The organism is Parabacteroides sp. AM17-47 (genome assembly GCF_003434625.1).
Taxonomy (GTDB): domain Bacteria; phylum Bacteroidota; class Bacteroidia; order Bacteroidales; family Tannerellaceae; genus Parabacteroides; species Parabacteroides distasonis.
This window is the reverse complement of the sequence record NZ_QTLI01000024.1, coordinates 26,999-49,129: the sequence shown is the minus strand read 5'-3', so window position 1 is coordinate 49,129 and position 22,131 is coordinate 26,999. Positions and strand designations below refer to the sequence as shown.

The following is a 22,131-nucleotide window of genomic DNA, read 5'->3' as shown; positions in this document are numbered from 1 at the left end:
ATCTCCCGGCCGGATTTAGAGCCACAAATGCTATGGGCTTTCCGGTGCTCCGGTCCTAGGAAAGTAATCGTGAACTCATTTTTAGCGTCGATAAACTCACGGGTATAACGCTCCGGACGAATAAAAGCAAACACCACCGGACGGTTCCATAACACTCCCACGCCGCCCCAACTGGCAGTCATCATATTAAACTTCTCCTTATCACCGGCGCTTACCAGCATCCACTCCTTACCGATAAGCTCGATAACGTTATCCTTGATCTGATCAGGATTAATTGCTCTCATAATTTTCCTTTTTATAAGATAAAACTGCTACCCGGTCGATATGTTCCCGAAGCGCAGGCCTGTTCATATCTTTGTTTTACGCAAAGATAATGTTTACCAATCAGACTCACCGCAATTTTGCCGGACGAATTTACTTTCCGGTACTCATTACGCCGGAATCATTATCGGCGTTATTCACCTTCTTCTGGCCGGCGCTGAACTTACGGCCGAAGGAGAAATTATATGCTAGACGAATGACGAACAAGCGGGAGCTTTCTTTCAAGTACATGCTCCTTCGGAATGAGGCATATTGCGATCTGTTCTCGGAATCTTGCCTAAACGTATTTATAAACGGATTAAAGACTCCGGCTCCTACCATCAAATCCTTATACCTGTATCCCGCATATAGGATTTGCCCCTGTTCACCGCCCGTCATGGTCTCCCCGAAAAAGCGATCCCAATTGGCATACATCTCATATCCAGCCAACCACCGTTTCCATACGACGGAGACGGAAAGATTGCTATACCAATTCGTGTATACATGCGAATAGGATCGCCCACGGCTGATAAAATGGTTTACACCGCCTTCCAAACGTACCTGCAAGAGATCCTTGACCGGCCCGATCCGTAAAGAGGCATAACTTGAGAGGCGTTGCCAACTCCGCTGATTGTTCCAAGTCTGGATAATTCGATTACCTTCCCAGAACTTCTCGTCCATAATAGCATTCGGCGCATACTCATAGGCTCCACGCAGATTACCATAGAATAAGCCTTTGCCGTATTCGTAGGTAAGATCGGCCTTATACCTCAAGTAAGGTGTCAGATCCGGATTTCCCCGTTGGATTTGCAAAGAATCCACCGCCAAGTCGACCGCATTCAAGTTTGATAAAGATGGAGAGGTATTCTCAAGGCTTCCCCTTAAGCGAATGAAAGAGCGATCGGTCAACTTATAATGTAAATTCAGCCGGGGATTGAAGGCATAATACCGATAGCCCCCATCATTCACCTCCTGACGGAAGAAAGAACGGGTAACACCAAGACCCAACGTATAATCCAGCTTCTTGAACCGCCCCCTAAACTCAGCATAAAGATACGTTTCCGCTTGGCCCATACGGGTCTTCTCTTCCCGCCCACCCCTATACGTATTATCGGAAAAAGACTGGGTATGCCTCAGCCCTCCACCTATCCGGTTCTTCCCTATCTTCCTCTCATAGATTCCCTCGCCTATAATTGAATACTTATTGCCCTTTACCCCGTTATTCACGTCGGTAAGCAACAACTCATACCTTCTCTCTTGATAGATCCGATCCGAGTGAGTCTTGTTATAAGTCCCGACCAAGTTGAAAACCAATGTTTGGTCATTCGGAAGATTTCGTTGGTAGTATACATCCAAAGCCGGGCGATATAGTTTCTCCGCCGTTTTATCGATTACCGTTACCCTATCTTCCGGGACCTCCATATTGAATAGCGTTCCTTGGTAATCCAGATGAGGCTGGTTGCTGGTATAGAGCCGGAAAGTAGCGTTGAAAAGGTACTTTTCCGGTTCTTGATAACTAAAGTTCGTTTGGAGATTCTGCCAGAATAATTCCATTCGCCCGGGTTCGCCTTTCTCTTTTCTCCGCGATACGGAACCATCCATAAACAGGAACCGCTCTTCATTATCCCGCCACATCCCGTAATAATCCTGATGACTGACGAAATAATTCACCCCGAACTCCGACTTCTTATGATTAATCTTTCCCGATAACTGATTGTTCCTCCACGCCACATGCGGACTGTTCGATAATTCAAGTCCAATAGAGCCTCCGGTATCCGGACGGCGAACGATGTAATCCAGCACGACCTCGGCATTACCATAACGCAAGCCCGGATTATCATGATATTCTATGCGGATAATCTCCGTCGGCATCAAGGCTACGATCTCCTGCACCTCCGCTTTTACGCCATTGATACGATACTGTATCTCCCCATCCCCGGAGATCCGTACCTCATTAAACAACGGATTCACCCGCAAGCCCGGAAGCATCAGTTGTTGCAATAGATTTATGCCATTTGTAGAGGCTTCCAGTTGGCGATCCGAAGGATATACGATCTTCCTATCGGAATAGCTTCGCGCATTGGACGCATCGACCGTTATATTATCCAAAGGTACGACTGCCTCGTCCAAATCTATATTCCCCAGATCGACATCCCTTTCTAAACCATTGAGGGAGACATATCTTGTCTTGTATCCCAAGCTGGATACGACCAACAGATAGTCTCCCTTCAACTCTCCCTTTAAAACGAAATATCCTTTATTGTCCGTCGTAGTACCCATCACGAAAGTAGAATCTATCGTTTGCAGTACCACGTTGGCAAACTCCAAGGTGCCGTTGGTTCTCGCCTCCTTAACACCTCCATTTATCTCTATAACCTGAGCGAATGCCCCTTCTATCATACAGCAACAAAGCAGTATGAACGCGATTCGTGTCTTATTCATAGCCGTACTGTTTTATTGAATATCTTACATCTATAAGACAAGGCTATGAATGAATCGGTTACAGAGATCACCAAATATTTCCTTACGCATACGGAGCAAATGATGAAGGAATTGCTTAGATAACTTCAACGAACTCGCCCTAGGCAAAAAACTTAATCATTCTTACATTCACGTTAGAGAATCATGAACTTCATTTCGTCATGCCATATTATATATATGTAAAAGAAAGACAAGAGCACATTCAAGGAGGAAACCTATTAATTTAAATGATAGATGACACTACGACAAAGAAAGTAAATGGGTCCTTTCCGCGTGAAATTATAATCGGATAAATGGCTTAGGAGATGTCATTTCTCCCAAGCGTTCACGATCTCGGCGATATATACGAGATGCGCGTTACCGTTCTTCTCATCGTACCAACGAGGGAAAACGGTCGGGTCCAAGAATTTAGCCTCCTCGATCTCAAACTTATAGACCACCTTGCACTCCAATGTTAGCCGGGCTTCCTCAAAAACCGGATTACCAGCCTCCGTAAAATATGGGGTCAAGCCTGTAGCCTCTACTTTATCAATCTCCCGGCCGGATTTAGAGCCACAAATGCTATGGGCTTTCCGGTGCTCCGGTCCTAGGAAAGTAATCGTGAACTCATTTTTAGCGTCGATAAACTCACGGGTATAACGCTCCGGACGAATAAAAGCAAACACCACCGGACGGTTCCATAACACTCCCACGCCGCCCCAACTGGCAGTCATCATATTAAACTTCTCCTTATCACCGGCGCTTACCAGCATCCACTCCTTACCAATCAACTCGATAAAGTTGTCTTTGATCTCATTCGGATTAATCGCTTTCATATCTCATTTTATTTTCCCTCAAAGATATAAAATATTCCCTTATTTACCGGTACTCATTACCCCCGAGTCATTATCGGCATTATTCACTTTCTTCTGACCGGCGCTAAATTTACGACCGAAAGAGAAGTTATAGGAAATCGTCGCCACAAACAAACGGGAACTTTCCTTGATGTAATTCGAACGGTGGAAAGAGGCGTATTGGTTCCAGTTCTCGGTCTCCTGCTTATAGTTATCCGTAAACGGATTAAAGACACGCAAGCCAATCATCAAGTCTTTATGCCTATAACCGAGCTGGATTCCTTGGATATTCTCACCCCCACTCATCGTCTCGCCCTTAAACCAGTTCCAATTCGTCATCAACATATACATGAGTGACCAATTCTTCCAAGTAACGGAAACATTCGCGTCGCACCACCAGTTCGTATATCGATGCGTGTAGGTATTACCGTTACTCATATAATGGTTCATACCACCATTGACTGAAAATTGCAAGATGTCCTTGATCGGACCGACCCGCAAATTGACGGAAGCGACAACCCGTTGCCAGTTTTTCTGATTATCCCAAGTCTGGATGATCTTATTCCCTTCCAGATATTTCTCGTCCATGATAGCGTCCGGCTGATACTCATAAGCGCCCAAGGCATTCACGTAAAACAGACCTTTGCGAAACTCGTAATTCAATTCCGTATAATAACTCATATAAGACTTCAAGTTAGGATTACCCCGCTGTATTTGCAAGGAATCGATCACTTGGTCGATAGCGCTCAGCTCACCCAAAGAAGGAGTCACATTCCCCATCGTTGATTTCAAACGGATGGAAGATTCCCCGGGCAAAGCATAAAACAAGGTCAACCGGGGACTCACCGTATAACGTTCATAATCCGCATCCTCACCCCGTTGGCTATAAGACGATCGATTCACGGTCAAACCCAATGAGTAATCCAGTTTTTTCACCTTTCCCTTGAATTCCGCATATACGGAACTCTCCATCTGTTCCATATGCGTCTTATAGTTATGCCCATTGATATAACTGTTATCCGAGAAAGATTGGTTATGGCGTAAACCGCCGCTCAACCGATTACCATTCGTTAATTTCTTCTCATAGATAGCCTCGCCGATAATCGAGTATTTATCACCATCCACCACATTATTTACATCAGTCAACAATTGTTCATGTTTACTCTCTTGATAGATACGGGTCGATTTCGTTTGGTTATAAGTCCCTACCACGTTAAACACCAAGGTCTGGTTATGCTTCAAATCCCGTTGGTAATACAAATCCAGCGCAGGAGCTTGATAGGCTGATCCCGATAGATCGATCATATCCACTTTATCCTCCGGATTCGCCTTATTCATCAAGACTCCTTGATAATCCCAATGCGGTTGATGATTATTCCGGTAGCGGAACGTGGCGTTAAACATATACTTATCCGGCTTTTGATAGCTATAGTTCACATTCAGGTTATGCATGAACAAACGAGCGCGCGAAGGTTCGCCTATTTCCACACGGTTCAAGGTCGTTCCATTCGCTAAATGGAACTCTTCCTCGTTATTCCGTTTCATTCCATAGAAATCACGAGGACCGATCCGATAAGAAGCGCCCCATTCCGAGTTCTTATGATTGATCTTTCCCCAAGCATTATGTTCACCCCACATGGAATTGATACCTTGCGCCATGTCCAGACCAAAACTACCTCCCGTATCCGGCCGGCGAACAATATAATCCAGCACGATATCGGCATTGCCATAACGTAAGCCCGGGTTATCATGATATTCTATACGGATGATATCCGAGGGATTCAAGGCCTTGATCTCATCCTGCTCCACCTTCACACCATTGATACGCACTTGGACTACCCCATTTCCCGTGGCCTTGATCTCGTTGTTCAACAAATCCACCTGCACTCTCGGTAGCATCATCTGCTGCAACAAATCCATACCGTTTCCCGAAGCCTTCATCTGGCGATCCGATGGGAAGACCACTTTTTTATCGGCATGGCTCGTCTGGGCAGAGGCGCTAACCGTCACCCCGTCTAAGGATACCGCATCATCATTTAAGGATATTTCTCCCAAAGAAATATTCTTGGACAAGCTTTCCAAGGAAATATACTCCGTCTTAAAGCCTAGACTAGAGACAGATAGAATATAACTCCCTTTTTTAATCTTATTTAATAAAAAATGCCCCTTCATATCCGTAGTCGTACCCGCTACAAAAGAAGAGTCCATTGTTTGCAATACCACATTTGCAAATTCCAAGATTTCTTTGTTGCGAGCGTCCCGCACCATTCCCTTTATCTCCAAGTTCTGAGCAAAAGCTCCCTGTACCATACCGCCTAGCAGTATGATCCAAATCATCATCCGTTTCATTTTTATCGTATTTTTTCCGAATATAGCAGGGTGGCCTTTCCCGCTTATCATTTGTTTCTAATTATAAGACGACAGCCGTTTGGAAAACGTTACAAGAAAATGATAAAAAAATAATATTTCGATGAATTTGCTTCGTAGATACGTATCTTTGTAACCAAACAACAGATTATAAATCATGGAGCTATTGAATAATTGGATCAACGGAGTCAACGATATATTATGGTCATACATCCTTATTATCATGTTATTGGGATGCGCCGTATGGTTTACGATAAAAAGTAGGTTCGTGCAATTCCGCATGATTGGTGAGATGATCCGATTATTAGGCGATTCTGCCGGGAAAGGAGAAAAAGGGGAAAAGCATATCTCCTCTTTCCAAGCCTTCGCCGTATCTTTAGCCAGCCGTGTAGGGACCGGAAACCTAGCCGGTGTAGCGACAGCCGTAGCGATCGGCGGACCCGGATCCGTATTCTGGATGTGGCTGATCGCTTTATTGGGTTCTTCCAGCGCATTCGTGGAGTCTACGTTAGCTCAATTATATAAAGAAAAAGGGAAAGACTCGTTCATTGGCGGTCCCGCTTACTATATGCTACATGGTTTGGGGTTACGATGGATGGGGGTATTATTTGCCGTATTGATTTCGATAACCTTCGGTTTTGCCTTTAATTCCGTACAAAGCAATACCATCTGCGCAGCTTGGGAAGGCGCTTTTGGCATCGATCATGCTTGGATCGGGGCGATTCTTACGGTACTTACGTTAATCGTCATATTCGGAGGTATTCAGCGTATCGCGAGAGTAAGCAGTATTGTCGTACCGGTCATGGCATTAGGATATATAGCATTGGCGTTGGGAATCGTACTGTTTAATATTACCCGCCTACCCGCTGTTATAGAAACCATTCTGTCAAACGCTTTTGGTTGGGAACAGGCGATAGGCGGCAGTGTCGGAGCGGCGTTGATGCAAGGGATTAAACGAGGTCTATTCAGTAATGAGGCGGGTATGGGATCGGCACCGAACGTAGCGGCTACGGCGCATGTCTCCCATCCAGTCAAACAAGGATTGATCCAAGCATTAGGCGTATTTACCGACACGCTGATTATCTGTACCTGCACGGCGTTCATCATCTTGTTTAGCGGAGCGCCATTAGACGGCTCCATCAATGGAGTCCAGCTCACGCAACAAGCCTTGAGCAACGAGGTGGGTAGCATCGGTAGTACGTTTGTCGCTTTAGCGATCCTTTTATTCGCGTTCAGTAGTATTATCGGTAATTACTATTACGGAGAAGCGAATATTCGTTTTATCACGTCCAAGAGAAGTGTCTTATTTATTTATCGTATATTAGTCGGTGGAATGGTCATGTTCGGTGCGTTGGCTAGTTTAGACTTGGCTTGGAGCCTAGCGGACGTGACCATGGGACTGATGACGATCTGCAATTTGATCGCGATCTCATTGTTGAGCCGTCAAGCGTTCCTATTATTACAGGATTACGTAGCCCAAAAGAAAGCGGGTATTAAAAGCCCTGTATTCGATAAGAACAAGATACCCGAGTTGAAAGACAAAGCGCAGTGTTGGTGATCAGACAAACGTATTGAAGTATGATAAAAAGCAAGATGATAAGCTTTTACATAGCGGTCATGATGATATGGACCTGTACGGTAAAAGCTCAAGATGATAATAAATCCCTAATCCACAAAATTGGATTCGACGTACGTCCCTCGTATGTCGCCCCGACTAGCAAATTCCTGAAAGATGATGGCTATGGAAACGGGCTTACTTTACGTAAGGCGGCTTCATTCCATTTGAAATACGGGTTCCAACAGAATCCTAACTCTAAGGAGGGCCAGCTCTATCCGCACACTTACCAAGGAATAGGCATCTCTTATAATACCTTTGGCAATCGGCAGGAAGTAGGTAATCCTTGGGCGGCATATGTTTTCCAAAGCTCCCGCATCGCCAAGATCTCTTCCCGGTTATCCTTCGATTATGAATGGAATTTCGGAGCCTCATTCGGGTGGCATCCGTATGATGAAAACAATAATTACCGTAATAAGATCATCGGTTCTAAGATCAATGCCTATATCAATCTGGGATTTTTCCTCAACGCGAAACTATCCCGTTATTGCAACCTGCTCGTCGGGGCGGATTTAACGCACTACTCAAACGGAAATACTCATCTTCCGAATGCGGGATTGAATACGATTGGCGGCCGGATCGGACTCGTCTACACGCTCAATCCTATCGAGGAAAGCCATCATGAGATAGGTACCGCACGTTCCTTACCGGCAAATCAATTATACCTCTCCAGCTTTTGGCAACGTGTCAGTTACGATGTCATCCTATATGGCGCGACCCGTGCTAAGGGAGTTATGCTAGGTGATGAGGCCCATATTTTTCCAGGTCAGTTCGGCATCCTCGGATTTAACCTCAACCCGATGTACAAATTCAACCGGTTCCTAAAAGCAGGTATCTCCCTAGACGGCCAATATGACGAAAGCGCAAATATTTATTCCGACGAGATCATCCAAGTCGGCGAAGAACCCCGATTCTACCGCCCGCCCCTCCATGAGCAAATCGGTATCGGCCTCTCCGCCCGTGGCGAGTTCACGATGCCATTCTTCTCGATCAATATAGGAGTCGGACATAATTTATTTTACAACAAAGGCGACCTGAAAGGATTATACCAAATCCTAGCGCTAAAGGTATCAGTCACACGAAATTTATTCCTGCATGTCGGATACCAACTGCACAAGTTCCATAATCCGAATAACTTGATGTTGGGGGTTGGGTATAGGTTCCATAATTAGCCTCACTCATAAATCAAGCAAAACAACCGTTCCGGCGCAAGTACCTCATTAGCCACCTCAAGAATTTGCCCGGCGGTTATTTTCTCAATCTGGGCGAATACCTCGGGGAGAGTATCGTAACGGTTGTAATGGAGGTAGCTTTTTCCTAAGCCAAGGAAAAGTCCCTCCCGGTTATCGCCCGACACACCCAGTTGACCGATTACCTGCTTCTTGGCGGCGGCTAATTGAGTGGCGGACAGTTTTACGTCACGTAAACGGGCTAATTCCTTATGCACCAAACGCATCGCTTTCTCACGATTCTTCGGGTCTGTCCCGAAATAGATACTGGCTAGTCCGGTATCGGTATAAGAGGTTATATTGGATTCTACGTTATAGACCAAGCCATGCTTTTCCCGCAAGGAGACATTCAAGCGGTTATTCATGCCCGGACCACCCAAGATATTATTCAACAAAAATAAAGGAATGCGCTTTTTATCGTGCATACTGAAAGCCCGGCCACCGATCAGTACATGGGCTTGATGGGTATCTTTATGGATCTGGCGTACGCAAGCCTCGATGGGGTCCGGAGCTTTCCGGATCCGTTCAGCCATAGGGAAAGAGATATCGCTTAAAGCGGATTCCGCTGATTTCAAGATCTTCTTGAAGTCTTTTCGTCCCATCGAGAAGAACACCATATTCTCCGGGGCGTAGAAACGACGCATGAAAGAACGACCGGACTCGGAGTCAAAGCGAAGAAGAGATTCCTCATCCCCTAAGATATTATGCCCGAGGGCATGACCCTTATAAAGCAAGTTCTCAAACTCGTCGAATATAAGTTCCGAAGGACTATCCTCATACGAATTGATCTCATCCAAGATGACATCTACCTCCTTCTCGATCTCCTGTTTGGGGAATTGGGAATGGAAAACCAGATCGGTCAATAGCTCAAACGCCCGGCCGAAATTCTCCTCCATAAAAATGGAATAAACAAAGGTCTCTTCCTTCGTAGTATAGGCATTCAACTCCCCTCCTACGTTCTCCATACGGTTCAGGATATGCCACGCTTTCCGTTTCTCCGTACCTTTGAAGATCATGTGTTCAACGAAATGCGCCAAGCCAAACTCATCCTCGTTCTCATCCCGTGTACCGGCGTTCACGGCGAAACCGCAGTAAGAGACCGGGGAATTAACCGGGAGATGTACCATGCGAAGTCCATTCGGCAATGTATGAGCGATATAATCCATTTTCCTTCTTGTTTGTATCAGCCCGCAAAGGTACGAAAGACTTTCCGGAAAAACATGTACGTCTTTTTCAAAAAACATGTACGTGTTTCCGGAAAAAGACGTACGTGTTTTTTTCGATCTATTTGCCTCCTTGGAAAAAATACCTACATTTGTGTAAATTAAACAGATAAGGCTATGGGAAATATCGTCCGAAAATTACCGATAGGCATACAGAGTTTTGACAAACTACGTACAGAGAACTATTTGTATGTTGACAAGACCGAGTTCATTTATCAAATGGCATACCAAGGTGTCCCTTATTTCCTGAGCCGCCCCCGGCGATTCGGGAAAAGCTTGCTGCTATCGACATTCAAGGCTTATTTCGAGGGGAAGAAAGAATTGTTCCGGGGATTAGCCATAGAGAAACTAGAGACCGAGTGGAAAGAGCATCCGGTACTTCATTTCAGCCTCAACGCCGAGTTGTACGATAGCCGCAAGGCACTGGAGAATATGCTGGAACGCCAGTTGAGGGAATGGGAAAAAATATATGATACCGGAGGAGAGGGTATCACCTATTCCGGACGGTTCATGACCATCATACGCAGGGCGGCAGAGATAACCGGAAGGAAGGTGGTCGTACTGATCGACGAGTACGATAAGCCATTACTTAGGAACCTGCACAACGAAGAGCTACAGAACGAGTTCCGGGAATTATTAACCGCCTTCTATACGGTCCTTAAAGATGCCGATCCTTGGCTGCGCTTCGTATTCATAACCGGTGTCACCAAGTTCGCGCAAGTCGGCATTTTCAGCAACCTGAATCATTTGAACGATATCAGCCTAGCCCCGCAATACGCGGCCCTTTGTGGCATGACATTGCCCGAGATCGAGGCGACTTTCCAGCCGGAGCTTCATGCCTTGGCCGAGGCGAATAAGCTTTCATACGAAGGTACCATCGAGAAAATTACACGCCGGTACGACGGCTACCATTTTGATTTCCGCAGCGGTATCGCCCTTTATAACCCGTTTAGCGTATTGAACGTGTTGAGTAAACAGGTCTTTTACGACTATTGGTTTGCTTCCGGTACCCCGACATTCTTGGCGGAGATGTTACGGAAAACGAATTACGATATACGGGAGCTGGACGGGATCGAGGTGTCCGAGGTATCCCTTTCGGACGATCGGGCGAACATCAATAACCCGGTTCCCATGATTTATCAAAGTGGATATTTGACGATTAAAAGTTACGATGAACGTTTCCGGTTATATACGTTAGGATACCCGAATGAGGAAGTTAAATATGGATTTTTGAATTTTGTCGCCTCCATGTATGCGCATTTACCGGAAACCGAGACTCCTTTTTATATCGGGAAGTTCATCCAAGAGCTGGAGAACGGAAACGCCGAGGCTTTCCTCACCCGCCTAAAGGCTTTCTTCGCCGATATCCCTTACGAGTTGAACGACCGGACCGAGCGTCATTACCAAGTGGTCTTCTACATCGTATTCAAGCTACTAGGGCAATTCACCGAGGCCGAGGTACGTTCGGCCCAAGGACGTGCCGATGCCATCGTAAAAACACCTCGCTACATCTACGTATTCGAGTTCAAGCTGAAAGGAACAGCGGAAGAAGCGATCCGGCAAATCGACGATCGAGGCTATCTGATTCCTTATACGGCCGACGAACGGGAAGTAGTCAAAGTGGGGGTCGCTTTCGACGCAGCCACTCGCAACTTAGGTGAATGGCTGATTGAAAATACATTATAATTCTATGAGAAACATGAAAATAGCAACCTGTTTACTAACGATCACCTCCTTGGTTCTTTCCGCCTGTGGAGGAGGAGGCAACGATATAGAGAAAGCGAAAAGCCTTGCGACCACGGAACATCTAAAGCGATACACCGAGGCCATCTCGCATGACTCCTGCCAAGGCCGTAAACCATTCTCGGAAGGGGCCGACCGTGCGGTGAACTATATCGCCCGCCAAATGAAGGAAGTCGGCCTGAAACCCATCAACGGAGATTCTTATCTCCAACAGGTTAATATCATATCCTCACGTACGCAATGCCCGAAGCCGATGGTCTTGAGTACCCCGGAAGGAAAGATCTCATTGGATTGGCTAGAGGGCTATACCGCTTTCTCCGCACGGATCGAGCCGGAGATCGATATAGACAACGCGGAACTGGTATTCGCCGGCTATGGGATCGTAGCCCCCGAGTATGGGAAAAATGATTTCGAGGGAATCGAGAACCCGCAGGATAAAGTAGCGGTCGTTATCGTAAATGACCCGGGACTCGGAAGCGACAACACGGATTATTTTAACGGTGATATCATGACCTATTACGGCCGTTGGATGTATAAATTCGAGGAGGGCGCCCGACAGGGATTAAAAGGAGTCTTGATCATCCATGAAGACCGGGGAGCGGGCTACCCTTGGTCGGTCGTACGAGCTTCCGCCCAATCTAAGATGTATGTGGACAGCGATAGCGATGCTTATCATTGCCCGCTAAACGGCTGGATCCAATTCAATGCCGCCAAGCAATTGCTAGCCGATAATGGCTACGACTTTGACCAACTAATCGAGCAATCTAAATCGCCGGACTTCAAGCCCATCTCCTTGAAATCTACGGTAACCGTCTCGATGAGGAACACCTTCGACCGCCAGCAAAGCCCCAATGTAATCGGTTATATTCCCGGTAGCGGGAACACGGATGAGAGTGTTATTTACCTAGGCCATTGGGACCATCTAGGCTATGGAGCACCGATCAACGGCGACAGTATCATCAACGGCGCTACCGATAACGCCGTAGCCATCGCATGGATGCTCGAGATGGCACGTTGTTTCAATGCCTTGAAAGAGAAACCCCGCCGGAATATCGTCTTCCTCTCCCCTACTTGCGAGGAGACCGGATTCCTCGGTACGAAATACTATGTGGAGCACCCGTTGTTCCCGATCGATAAGATAGCCGCCGTAATCAATCTGGATGTCTTCCCGCTATGGGGCGAGAACAACGATGTCACGATCACCGGATACGGCAACTCCGAGCTGGATGATACCCTAGCCGAGCTAGCGAAGAAATACAACCGTTACATCATGCCCGACCCCGACGCTTACAACGGGATGTTCTATCGCTCCGACCATTTCCCTTTCGTACAAAAAGGCATCCCGGCCATGTTCGCCAAAGGCTGGAACGACAACCGCAAACAGGGTAAGGAGTGGGCCAAAGAGCATATCGCACGCTATTGGGCGGAAACTTACCACAAACCGACCGACCAGACCCATCCCGACACGGATGATTACAGTGGTCTGTTACAAGAAGTACAATTATTCTTCGACCTCGGTTATAAACTGGCGCAAGATACCGGATACCCGAAATGGAAGCCGAAGTCCGAATTCGCAAACGTCTTAAAAAGATAAATTGTCTGAAATAGATGATGCCAATATCAGTAAATATAAATACTTTCGCGATCGTTATTCAGGCAGGAATGCCGTAAAACAATCAATCAACAATATGGTAAACGAAAATATCACCTCTTTATTGGAGCAGGAAGCGGAAGCGGTTCGCAACATACCCGTTACGCCCGGATATGAGGAAGCGGTATCGCTTATAGTGAAACATGTACACGACCTAGGTGGAAAACTGATCATGAGTGGAATGGGTAAAGCCGGGCAAATCGCCTTGAATATCGCTACCACCTTTAGCTCGACCGGTACACCTGCTTTTTTCTTACATCCCAGCGAGGCACAACACGGAGATCTGGGAATCGTATGCAAGAACGATATCATGTTATTGATCTCCAACTCAGGAAAGACACGTGAACTGGTGGAATTGGTAGATCTCACGAGGGGTTTGGTGCCAGACATGAAATTTATCGTTATCACCAGTAACCCGGATAGTCCTCTAGCCGCCGAGGCGAACGTATGCCTGTTGACCGGCGCTCCCAAGGAAGTTTGCCCGTTAGGCCTTACGCCGACTACCTCCACGACCGTCATGACGGTAATAGGCGATATCCTCGTGGTCGGAACCATGAAGCGTATCCATTTCACCAACAAGGATTACGCCAAGCGCCATCACGGGGGCTACTTAGGCTCCAAGAGCCGTGAGCTAAGCAAGAATGAATAACAAACCAGTATATAGTCATGAGAAAAGTCTTTGGTATAGGAGAAACCATCCTCGATATCATTTTTAGGAACGACCAGCCACAGAAGGCCGTTCCCGGTGGTTCCGTTTTCAACGGATTGATATCATTAGGTCGATTGAATGTCCCCGTATCCTTTATCAGCGAGCTGGGCAACGACCGGGTTGGCGACATGATTCGGGATTTCATGGAAGATAACCACATCACGACCGAGTTCGTAGACCGTTTCCCCGATGGGAAAAGTCCTATATCACTCGCTTTTCTGGACGACGATAAGAACGCTAATTATATCTTCTACAAGGATTACCCGGCGCAACGGCTGGAGGTGCCCCTGCCTAAGATCGAGAAAGACGATATTTTCGTGTTTGGCTCTTATTATTCCCTGAACCCGGTCTTGCGGACTCGTATGGTAGAATTTCTGCAATACGCCCAAGAACGGAAAGCGATCATCTATTACGATCCCAATTTCCGCAAGGCACACGCTCATGAGGCGATCCGCCTCATGCCTACCGTACTGGAAAATCTGGAATTCGCCGACATCGTCCGGGGCTCGGACGAGGACTTCCAGAACCTTTATGGCAAGAGCGACGCGCAGAAGGTTTACAAAGAGCATATTCAGTTTTATTGTGATCGTTTCTTAACAACTCACGGGGCAAACGGAGTCAATCTCCACACCCGTAATTTCACACGACATTTCGATTCCCCGCAAATCCAGCCGCTTAGTACCATCGGCGCCGGCGACAATTTTAACGCGGGTATTATCTACGGACTTCTAAAGTATGACGTACGCCATGCCGACCTTCCCTCTCTGGATCAGGATACTTGGGGAAAAATCATCCGCTGCGGAATGGACCTCGCCTCCGAGGTTTGCCAAAGCTATGATAATTATGTATCCAAGGAGTTCGCGGCGAAGTATGTTAGTCAGTCTTAAATATCATTAATGAAGAAGCGGGAAAAACTTGTTTTACTATCTTTGTAAGGAAAGCTTATTATAATAGAAGACAATGTTAGGAAAGATTCTCTCTCTATTCGCCAGTGTGATCCTGTTAGTGGGTTGTTCCTCTAACGCACCCGACATACGAGCTATTTGCCTACGTGATGACATCGGAAATTACGTGATAAAATGGGAAACCGATCCGGTAATGGAGGGGATTGTCAAGATGACCGTGTCCGACAACCCGGATCTTTTCACCAACGAGTCCCCGATCATTTACGCCAACATCAAGGATGGCGTGGCTACTTACATCACGAACGATAATATATCACGTAAGTATTTCCGCCTTTCTTTTAATGATAAATACGCACGGATCATCGGGGCACGCTCGGCGGTTATGGATAGTGTACAGAATTTCCGGGATCTAGGCGGTTATACCTCTACAAACGGGAAGACGGTGAAATGGGGCAAGGTATTTCGCTCCGGCGAGTTAAGCAGCTTGAGCGAATGGGACTCCATCCGATTGGATAATCTAGGGATCAAGACCATCATCGACCTCCGTACGAACCAAGAAACCCTCACCGCCCCTATCAAATATACGAAAGCAAATATCCTGCAAATCCCCATCTCGGTCGGCAAGATCGCCGATGCCCCCCAACGTGTTATCGAGGGACGAATGAGGAAAGGAGACGCCGGGGTATATATGGAAGACGAGTACCTGCAATTCGTGACAGATAATACCGATCAGTTCGCCAAGGTACTGGAACAGTTCCAGAACGAGGATAATTACCCCATTCTCATCAGTTGTTCCTACGGAAAGGATCGTACCGGGTTTCTCACCGCCATGTTACTCGCCGCCTTGGATATTCCCCGGGACGCCATCATGGAAGACTACTTGACTTCCAATCAATATATCGATACGAGTCATTTAGCTGATATCGTGAAACATCTCTCCACAGACGCCCAAGAAAGCATTACGGTCTTCCTTACGGCCAACGAGGGGCTCATGGACCTAGCTTTCCATAAAATCAAGAAAGAGTACGGTTCCACCGAGAAATATTTGTCGAAAGGATTACGTCTTACTGATAAGAAACGTGAAAGGCTAAAAGATATATTACTTTATTGATATGAATCCGAATTATTTACGTACCTTTGCGGCCACTGAATATTATCATATATACACAATCGCATTTTGAAAACATTTGAAGAATTAGGAGTTGCCGCACCGATATTAAAGGCAATTCAAGAGATGGGCTACGAATCGCCCATGCCGGTACAGGAAGAAGTGATTCCTTTCTTACTGGGAGAAGATAACGACGTAATCGCATTGGCACAAACAGGAACCGGCAAGACAGCCGCTTACGGCCTGCCGATCCTGCAAAAGATCAATGTCTCTCAATATCAGCCTCAAGCGCTTATCCTTTGTCCGACACGCGAGCTTTGCCTACAGATAGCGGACGATTTGAACGATTATTCTAAATACATCGATAACCTGAAGGTTCTCCCTGTATACGGAGGTTCCAGTATAGAGAGCCAGATCAAGACACTGAAGAGAGGCGTACACGTGGTAGTGGCTACCCCGGGACGTTTGATCGACTTGATGAACCGCAAGACGGTTGACTTAAGCAACGTAAAGAACGTCATCCTCGATGAGGCGGACGAGATGTTGAACATGGGTTTCACCGACAGTATCAACGAGATCTTGGCGGCTATACCGGAAAACCGAAATATGCTGCTCTTCTCCGCTACCATGCCGAAAGAGATCGCCTCTATCACCAAGAAATACATGAAGGATCCGAAAGAGATCGTCATTGGCAGGAAGAACGAGGGAAACAAGAATATCCGCGACATTTATTATATGGTTCGTGCGCAAGATAAATATCTCGCCTTGAAACGTCTAGCCGATTATTACCCGAACATCTACGGTATCATCTTCTGCCGTACCCGTAAGGAGACACAGGAGATCGCCGATAAATTGATTCAAGACGGTTATAACGCCGACTCCTTGCACGGCGAGCTGAGCCAAGCGCAACGTGACTACGTGATGCAGAAGTTCCGTATCAAGAATATCCAGTTATTGGTCGCTACGGACGTAGCCGCACGTGGTTTGGACGTGGATGACTTAACCCATGTAATCAATTACGGTCTGCCGGATGAGGTAGAATCTTATACCCACCGCCGCGGACGTACGGGCCGTGCGGGAAAAACGGGTATCGCTATCTCTATCTGCCACGTAAGGGAAAAAGGCAAGATTCGCGAGATCGAACGAATCATCAACAAGAAATTCGATAAAGGCGAGATGCCTACCGGTGAGCAAATCTGTGAGAAACAATTGTTCAACTTGGTGGACCAGATCGAGAAAGTGAAAGTGAACGAGGAGGAAATCGCTAGTTTGATGCCTTCTATCTATCGTAAATTGGAATGGCTGGATAAGGAAGATATCATCAAACGTGTCGTATCCTTGGAGTTCAACCGGATGATCGACTATTATAAAGATAACGATGATATCGAGGTTGTAGACGAGAACGCTCCCCGAGAGAGAGGTAAACGGGGTGGCAGAGGCGAAGCGGAAGAAGGTTACACCCGTTTCTTTATCAACTTCGGAAAGACAGACGAGCTTACGCCTCCTCAACTTATTGAGTTAGTCAACAAGTGCGTACCGGGCAAGGTTCGTATCGGTCGTATCGACTTACGTGATAATTTCTCATTCTTCGAGGTAGAAGAGGGAGAAGCCAACCGTGTCATGGACTCGATGAACGGCTTCGAGGTAGACGGACGACGTATCTCCGTGGAACCGGCGCAAGCGAAAGGCGAGGGAGGAAAAGGCAGTCGTGGTAGCCGTGGAGGTAGCCGTAGCGGAAACGGTTTCAGAGACCGACGAGATAGCGGTAGAGGAGGCAGAGACAGCCGCCGGGAAAGCGACCGTGGCGGCAGACGTTCCAGCCGTAGCGATGACAAGCCGAAGCGTAAATTCTACGATGACGCTCCTCGTAGCAGGAAGAAACGTAAGTAACATACAACTTATACATAATTTATCAAAGAAGCGTGGTTCGTTTATTACGGATCACGCTTCTTTTATTGTATATTTACAGCCGGAAAATCACAGTTAATCACAAATTCAAAGATAAGTCACATGAAGACACTGCTTAAACATCTTTCCTGCTTTTGCCTCTTCTTTATATTCGGAGCAGACTATGCCATAGCGCAAAACTACCAACATGATTTTGACCAAGTCGTAAAGAAGGTAGATGACCTCCTATGGTACGAGAAAGTGGGCGACATCGCCCATATCGACAAAGTCTACCTTTGCGGCCCCGCCCGCTGGAAAGAAACGAATCCTACCGGGATGAGCGCCGGAAACGAACTGAAATTCTGGACTTATATCTTCATCCCTAAAAGTGTGGATCCCGACAAGAAATATCCTTTGATCGTTCTCCCGCATAGTGGTGTACATGCGGATTTCAACACGTATTACGCCCATATCGTCCGGGAACTGATCGCCCAGGAATACATCGTGGTCTCCGCTGAATACCGGGGTAGCACGGGGTATGGCAAAGCTACTTACGATAATATCGATTACGGAGGATTAGAAAACGAGGATGTCTACGTTAGTCGTAATTATATGGTAGAGAATTTCGATATCGTAGATGCCAATCGTATCGGTATCATGGGATGGAGCCACGGCGGGATGATCACGCTAATGAACCTCATGACCTATCCGGGCAAATATAAGTGCGGTTTCGCCGGAGTACCGGTAAGCGACGTGATCATGCGCATGGGATATTCCACCGATGATTATCGGAAAATCTTCTCCGACGAGGGCCATATTGGGAAGACTCCCCGGGAGGATATGGCGGAATACAAACGCCGCTCACCGGTCTGGCACGCGGAAAAACTACAAGATCCCCTGCTCATCCATACCAATACTAGCGACGATGACGTGAACGTAGTGGAAGTAGAGCATATGATACGCGCTCTCAAGGCCGAAGGAAAGAAGTTCGACTACAAAATATTCGACCGTGCTCCCGGTGCCCATAGCTTCGACCGGACCGACACGAAACAAGCTTCCGAGATACGACTCGGCATCTACCAGTTCCTCGCCAAGCATCTAAAACCCAATAAGCCATTCAAATCCGTAAAAGACGTACGAAAAGCGGCCTACAAATTTAATTGATACAAACATCTAAATAACACAAGAAAGATGAAGAAACTTTTTACCTATGTTCTTATGCTTTGCGCCAGCCTATCCGTTTCGGTAGCGCAACAAATCCAGTATCCGGAGCCGATCTTGAACCCGGAGAGTTGTACGAGTATCATGGTCGGCAAAAAAGCCTCGGCGGATGGCTCCGTGATGACTAGCCACACCTGCGATAGCAATTACCGCACTTGGATGGATATCGTACCTTCCGCCTCGTACGATCACGATACGACAACCACGGTCTATACCGGACGTATGCATACCGAATATGCCGAGGGAACCCGGGGGATGATTGCGAAAGGAACACTGCCCGAAGCGCGGTCTACGTATCAATTCCTCAACACGGCCTATCCTTGCCTGAACGAGAAGCAACTAGGCATCGGGGAAACAACAATCACCGGCCGGAAAGCCCTTGTCAACAAGAAAGGTATGTTCATGATCGAGGAACTTCAGCGAATCGTCTTACAACGTTGCACGACCGCCCGTGATGCCATCCGTGTGATGGGCGAGTTGATCGAGAAATACGGATATGGCGACTGGGGCGAGTGCCTTACGATAGCGGATCCAAAAGAGGTATGGCATTTCGAGGTCTTCGGCGAGGGTCCGGATAAGATCGGTGGCGTATGGGCGGCGATCCGTATCCCCGACGATCATGTAGGCGTATCGGCGAATATCCCGCGTATCTCTAAGGTCGATCCGAAAGATACGGACAATTGCATGGCTTCCGCCAACGTATTCGAGGTAGCCAAGCGCATGGGCTTCTGGGACGGAAAGAAACCGTTCCGCTTCTGGGAAGCATATGGAGGCGGAAATTATTCCGGTGAGATGAAATCCTTCAGTATCCGTGAGTTCTTTATATTGAATAAATTAGCGCCTTCCTTACGTTTATCGTATGACGCGGAAGAACTTCCCATCAGCGTAAAGCCGGACCGGCAAGTATCCGTAACGGATGTGATGGCTCTCCTCTCCGAAACGTACGAGGGTACGGAATACGATATGACCCAGAACTTGAAAGTAGCCGTAAAGAAAAAAGATAGTAACGAGACCGATACGGTTATCAGTCCGGTAGCCAATCCTTGGATGACTCGGGATATGGTGAACATGTTGAATGGGTTAAAACCGGACGCCGTAAAAAGCTACCGTTTGGTTGCCGTACCACAATGCTCCTACTCTACCGTGATCCAGTTACGTGACTGGTTACCCAATGCAGTAGGCGGCGTGGTTTGGATGGCCTATGATAATCCCGGACAAAGCCCCCGCATCCCCATCTTCTGTGGGACGAAAGATCTCCCGGCTTGCTTCAAGGTTTGCGGACAGCACCGTTACCGGGAAGATGCCGCCGTATGGGCTTTCCGTCGTGCCAATAAACTCGCTACCGTACGTTGGGGAGCGACTAAAGATCGTATGAAAGCATCTATCGCCCATTTTACGGAGAAAGGGCAGACAGAACTTCCTTTCGTAGAGAGCCGTTACAAAGAGATTCTTACCCAACAAGGTGAGGAGGCCGCAAAAGAATACCTAACCGGATATACCGCCGATTTCGCCGGAGCCACGATGCTACGCTGGAGAGAAATGGGAGACTCATTCTGGACCCAATTCGAAAGAGGCTTCTAATCACCACATCCGATAGTAGAGACGAGGCACACCCCGTCTCTACAATAATAATATAAACTTAAATTCATATACAATGAGAACATTCATTCTATCATGCGCCTTAGCGTTAGGTTCCTTGAGCACATTCGCTCAAGGCTACCAATTTACGGATGTAGTAAAGGTACCCGCCACGCCAGTCAAGAATCAAGCATCCACGGGAACCTGCTGGTGCTTCGCCACGACCTCTTTCATGGAGTCGGAATTACTCCGTATGGGAAAAGGGACGTACGATCTCTCTGAGATGTTTATCGTCCGCCAGAAATACATGAACCAGTTGCAGGATAATTATGTCCGCCAAGGCAGAGGTAATATCGGTCAAGGAAGTCTTTCCCACACCTTCATGAACGCTTTCAACCAAGTAGGTATCGTTCCGGAAGAGGTGTACTCGGGTATCAACTACGATTCCGACCGGCACAATCATGCCGAGATGGTAAAATACATCAAGGCGATCGCAACGACAGCCGTGGACATGAAGAAACGTAGCCCGGAATATTACAAACTAATCGATAACCTATTCGATACCTACCTAGGCAAGCTTCCGGAGAAATTCACTTATCAAGGCAAGGAATATACCCCGAAGACATTCGCCGCCTCCCTAGGGTTGAATATGGACGATTATATCGAGCTGACAAGCTTCACGCATCATCCGTATTACCAGAAATTCGAGGTAGAGGTTCCCGATAACTGGGAACATGCGCAAATGTATAACCTCCCGTTGGATGAGATGATGCAAGTCGCGGATTATGCTTTAAATAATGGTTACACGGTATGTTGGGATGGCGACGTGAGCGAGAAAGGCTTCTCTTTCAAGAATGGCGTGGCGATCAACCCGGAGGTAAAGAAGGTGGAAGATTACTCGACTACCGACCGTGCTCGCTTTGAGAAAATGGACGAGAAGGAACGTCTGGAGGAAGTCTACAAATTCGAGAAACCTTTCCCGGAAGTAAACGTCACCCCGCAGGTCCGTCAAGAAGGCTTCGAGGCGTTCGTCACGACCGATGACCATTTGATGCACCTTACCGGCATCGCCAAAGATCAAAACGGCACGAAATATTATATCACGAAGAACTCTTGGGGAACCGAGCGTAATACTTTCGGCGGATACTTGAACATGTCCGATAGTTTTGTCCGTGCCAAGACGATCTATATCATGGTACATAAGGATGCGATACCAAAGGCAATCAAGTCTAAATTAGGCATTTAGAACTTCCCTATCGTATAGGATATTACAATGCCCAT

16 protein-coding genes are annotated in these 22,131 nt (G+C 47.1%); 11 read left to right on the top strand and 5 right to left on the bottom strand.

The features are described 5' to 3' along the window. The 4 genes from DW205_RS22620 to DW205_RS18030 form a co-directional block, all read right to left on the bottom strand. Positions 1 to 284 (bottom strand): flavin reductase (locus DW205_RS22620; protein WP_233523158.1); only part of this gene is annotated, 284 nt, incomplete at its 3' end. A 130-nt stretch (positions 285 to 414) separates the two neighbouring features. Beyond that, positions 415 to 2,742 (bottom strand): carboxypeptidase-like regulatory domain-containing protein, encoded by a 2,328-nt coding sequence (locus tag DW205_RS18040; protein WP_005863908.1) that lies wholly within the window; start codon positions 2,740 to 2,742, stop codon positions 415 to 417. A gap of 347 nt (positions 2,743 to 3,089) precedes the next feature. Then, positions 3,090 to 3,596, bottom strand: a complete 507-nt coding sequence (locus DW205_RS18035; protein ID WP_008778658.1) for a flavin reductase family protein — start codon at positions 3,594 to 3,596, stop codon at positions 3,090 to 3,092. A gap of 39 nt (positions 3,597 to 3,635) precedes the next feature. Continuing rightward, complete coding sequence (locus tag DW205_RS18030; protein WP_008778659.1) at positions 3,636 to 5,963, bottom strand: TonB-dependent receptor; 2,328 nt, start codon at positions 5,961 to 5,963, stop codon at positions 3,636 to 3,638. Positions 5,964 to 6,138: 175 nt separating this feature from the next. Between DW205_RS18030 and DW205_RS18025 the strand changes: the two genes are divergently transcribed. Together DW205_RS18025 and DW205_RS18020 are read left to right on the top strand one after the other, a co-directional pair. Next, complete coding sequence (locus tag DW205_RS18025; protein ID WP_005863901.1) at positions 6,139 to 7,539, top strand: sodium:alanine symporter family protein; 1,401 nt, start codon at positions 6,139 to 6,141, stop codon at positions 7,537 to 7,539. Positions 7,540 to 7,559: 20 nt separating this feature from the next. After that, a complete protein-coding gene (locus tag DW205_RS18020; protein ID WP_008778660.1) occupies positions 7,560 to 8,768 on the top strand; it encodes an acyloxyacyl hydrolase in 1,209 nt (402 codons plus the stop codon). 2 nt (positions 8,769 to 8,770) lie between these two features. On the opposite strand, the gene DW205_RS18015 is transcribed toward DW205_RS18020, so the two are convergent. Beyond that, a complete protein-coding gene (locus tag DW205_RS18015; RefSeq protein WP_005863897.1) occupies positions 8,771 to 9,991 on the bottom strand; it encodes a pitrilysin family protein in 1,221 nt (406 codons plus the stop codon). Positions 9,992 to 10,165: 174 nt separating this feature from the next. Between DW205_RS18015 and DW205_RS18010 the strand changes: the two genes are divergently transcribed. The 9 genes from DW205_RS18010 to DW205_RS17970 all read left to right on the top strand — a co-directional run bounded on the left by DW205_RS18010 (position 10,166) and on the right by DW205_RS17970 (position 22,096). After that, positions 10,166 to 11,734, top strand: a complete 1,569-nt coding sequence (locus DW205_RS18010; RefSeq protein ID WP_005863895.1) for an ATP-binding protein — start codon at positions 10,166 to 10,168, stop codon at positions 11,732 to 11,734. Positions 11,735 to 11,738: 4 nt separating this feature from the next. After that, positions 11,739 to 13,385: a M20/M25/M40 family metallo-hydrolase gene (locus tag DW205_RS18005; RefSeq protein WP_008778661.1), complete on the top strand. Its 1,647-nt coding sequence runs from the start codon at positions 11,739 to 11,741 to the stop codon at positions 13,383 to 13,385. Positions 13,386 to 13,479: 94 nt separating this feature from the next. After that, the gene (locus DW205_RS18000; RefSeq protein WP_005860581.1) at positions 13,480 to 14,091 is read left to right on the top strand and encodes an SIS domain-containing protein; all 612 of its coding nucleotides are present in this window, start codon (positions 13,480 to 13,482) and stop codon (positions 14,089 to 14,091) included. A 17-nt stretch (positions 14,092 to 14,108) separates the two neighbouring features. Then, on the top strand, positions 14,109 to 15,038 hold the full coding sequence (locus DW205_RS17995; protein ID WP_005863892.1) for a carbohydrate kinase: 930 nt from the start codon (positions 14,109 to 14,111) through the stop codon (positions 15,036 to 15,038). Between the two features lie 73 nt (positions 15,039 to 15,111). Then, a complete protein-coding gene (locus tag DW205_RS17990; RefSeq protein ID WP_005863891.1) occupies positions 15,112 to 16,167 on the top strand; it encodes a tyrosine-protein phosphatase in 1,056 nt (351 codons plus the stop codon). Positions 16,168 to 16,290: 123 nt separating this feature from the next. Further along, positions 16,291 to 18,054: a DEAD/DEAH box helicase gene (locus DW205_RS17985; protein ID WP_005863890.1), complete on the top strand. Its 1,764-nt coding sequence runs from the start codon at positions 16,291 to 16,293 to the stop codon at positions 18,052 to 18,054. A gap of 120 nt (positions 18,055 to 18,174) precedes the next feature. Further along, entirely contained in the window at positions 18,175 to 19,215 is a 1,041-nt protein-coding gene (locus tag DW205_RS17980; protein WP_005863889.1) for a S9 family peptidase, read from the top strand. A 27-nt stretch (positions 19,216 to 19,242) separates the two neighbouring features. Next, complete coding sequence (locus DW205_RS17975; RefSeq protein ID WP_005863888.1) at positions 19,243 to 20,853, top strand: dipeptidase; 1,611 nt, start codon at positions 19,243 to 19,245, stop codon at positions 20,851 to 20,853. A gap of 73 nt (positions 20,854 to 20,926) precedes the next feature. Further along, complete coding sequence (locus tag DW205_RS17970) at positions 20,927 to 22,096, top strand: aminopeptidase C (protein ID WP_005863886.1); 1,170 nt, start codon at positions 20,927 to 20,929, stop codon at positions 22,094 to 22,096. Positions 22,097 to 22,131: the final 35 nt, after the last annotated feature.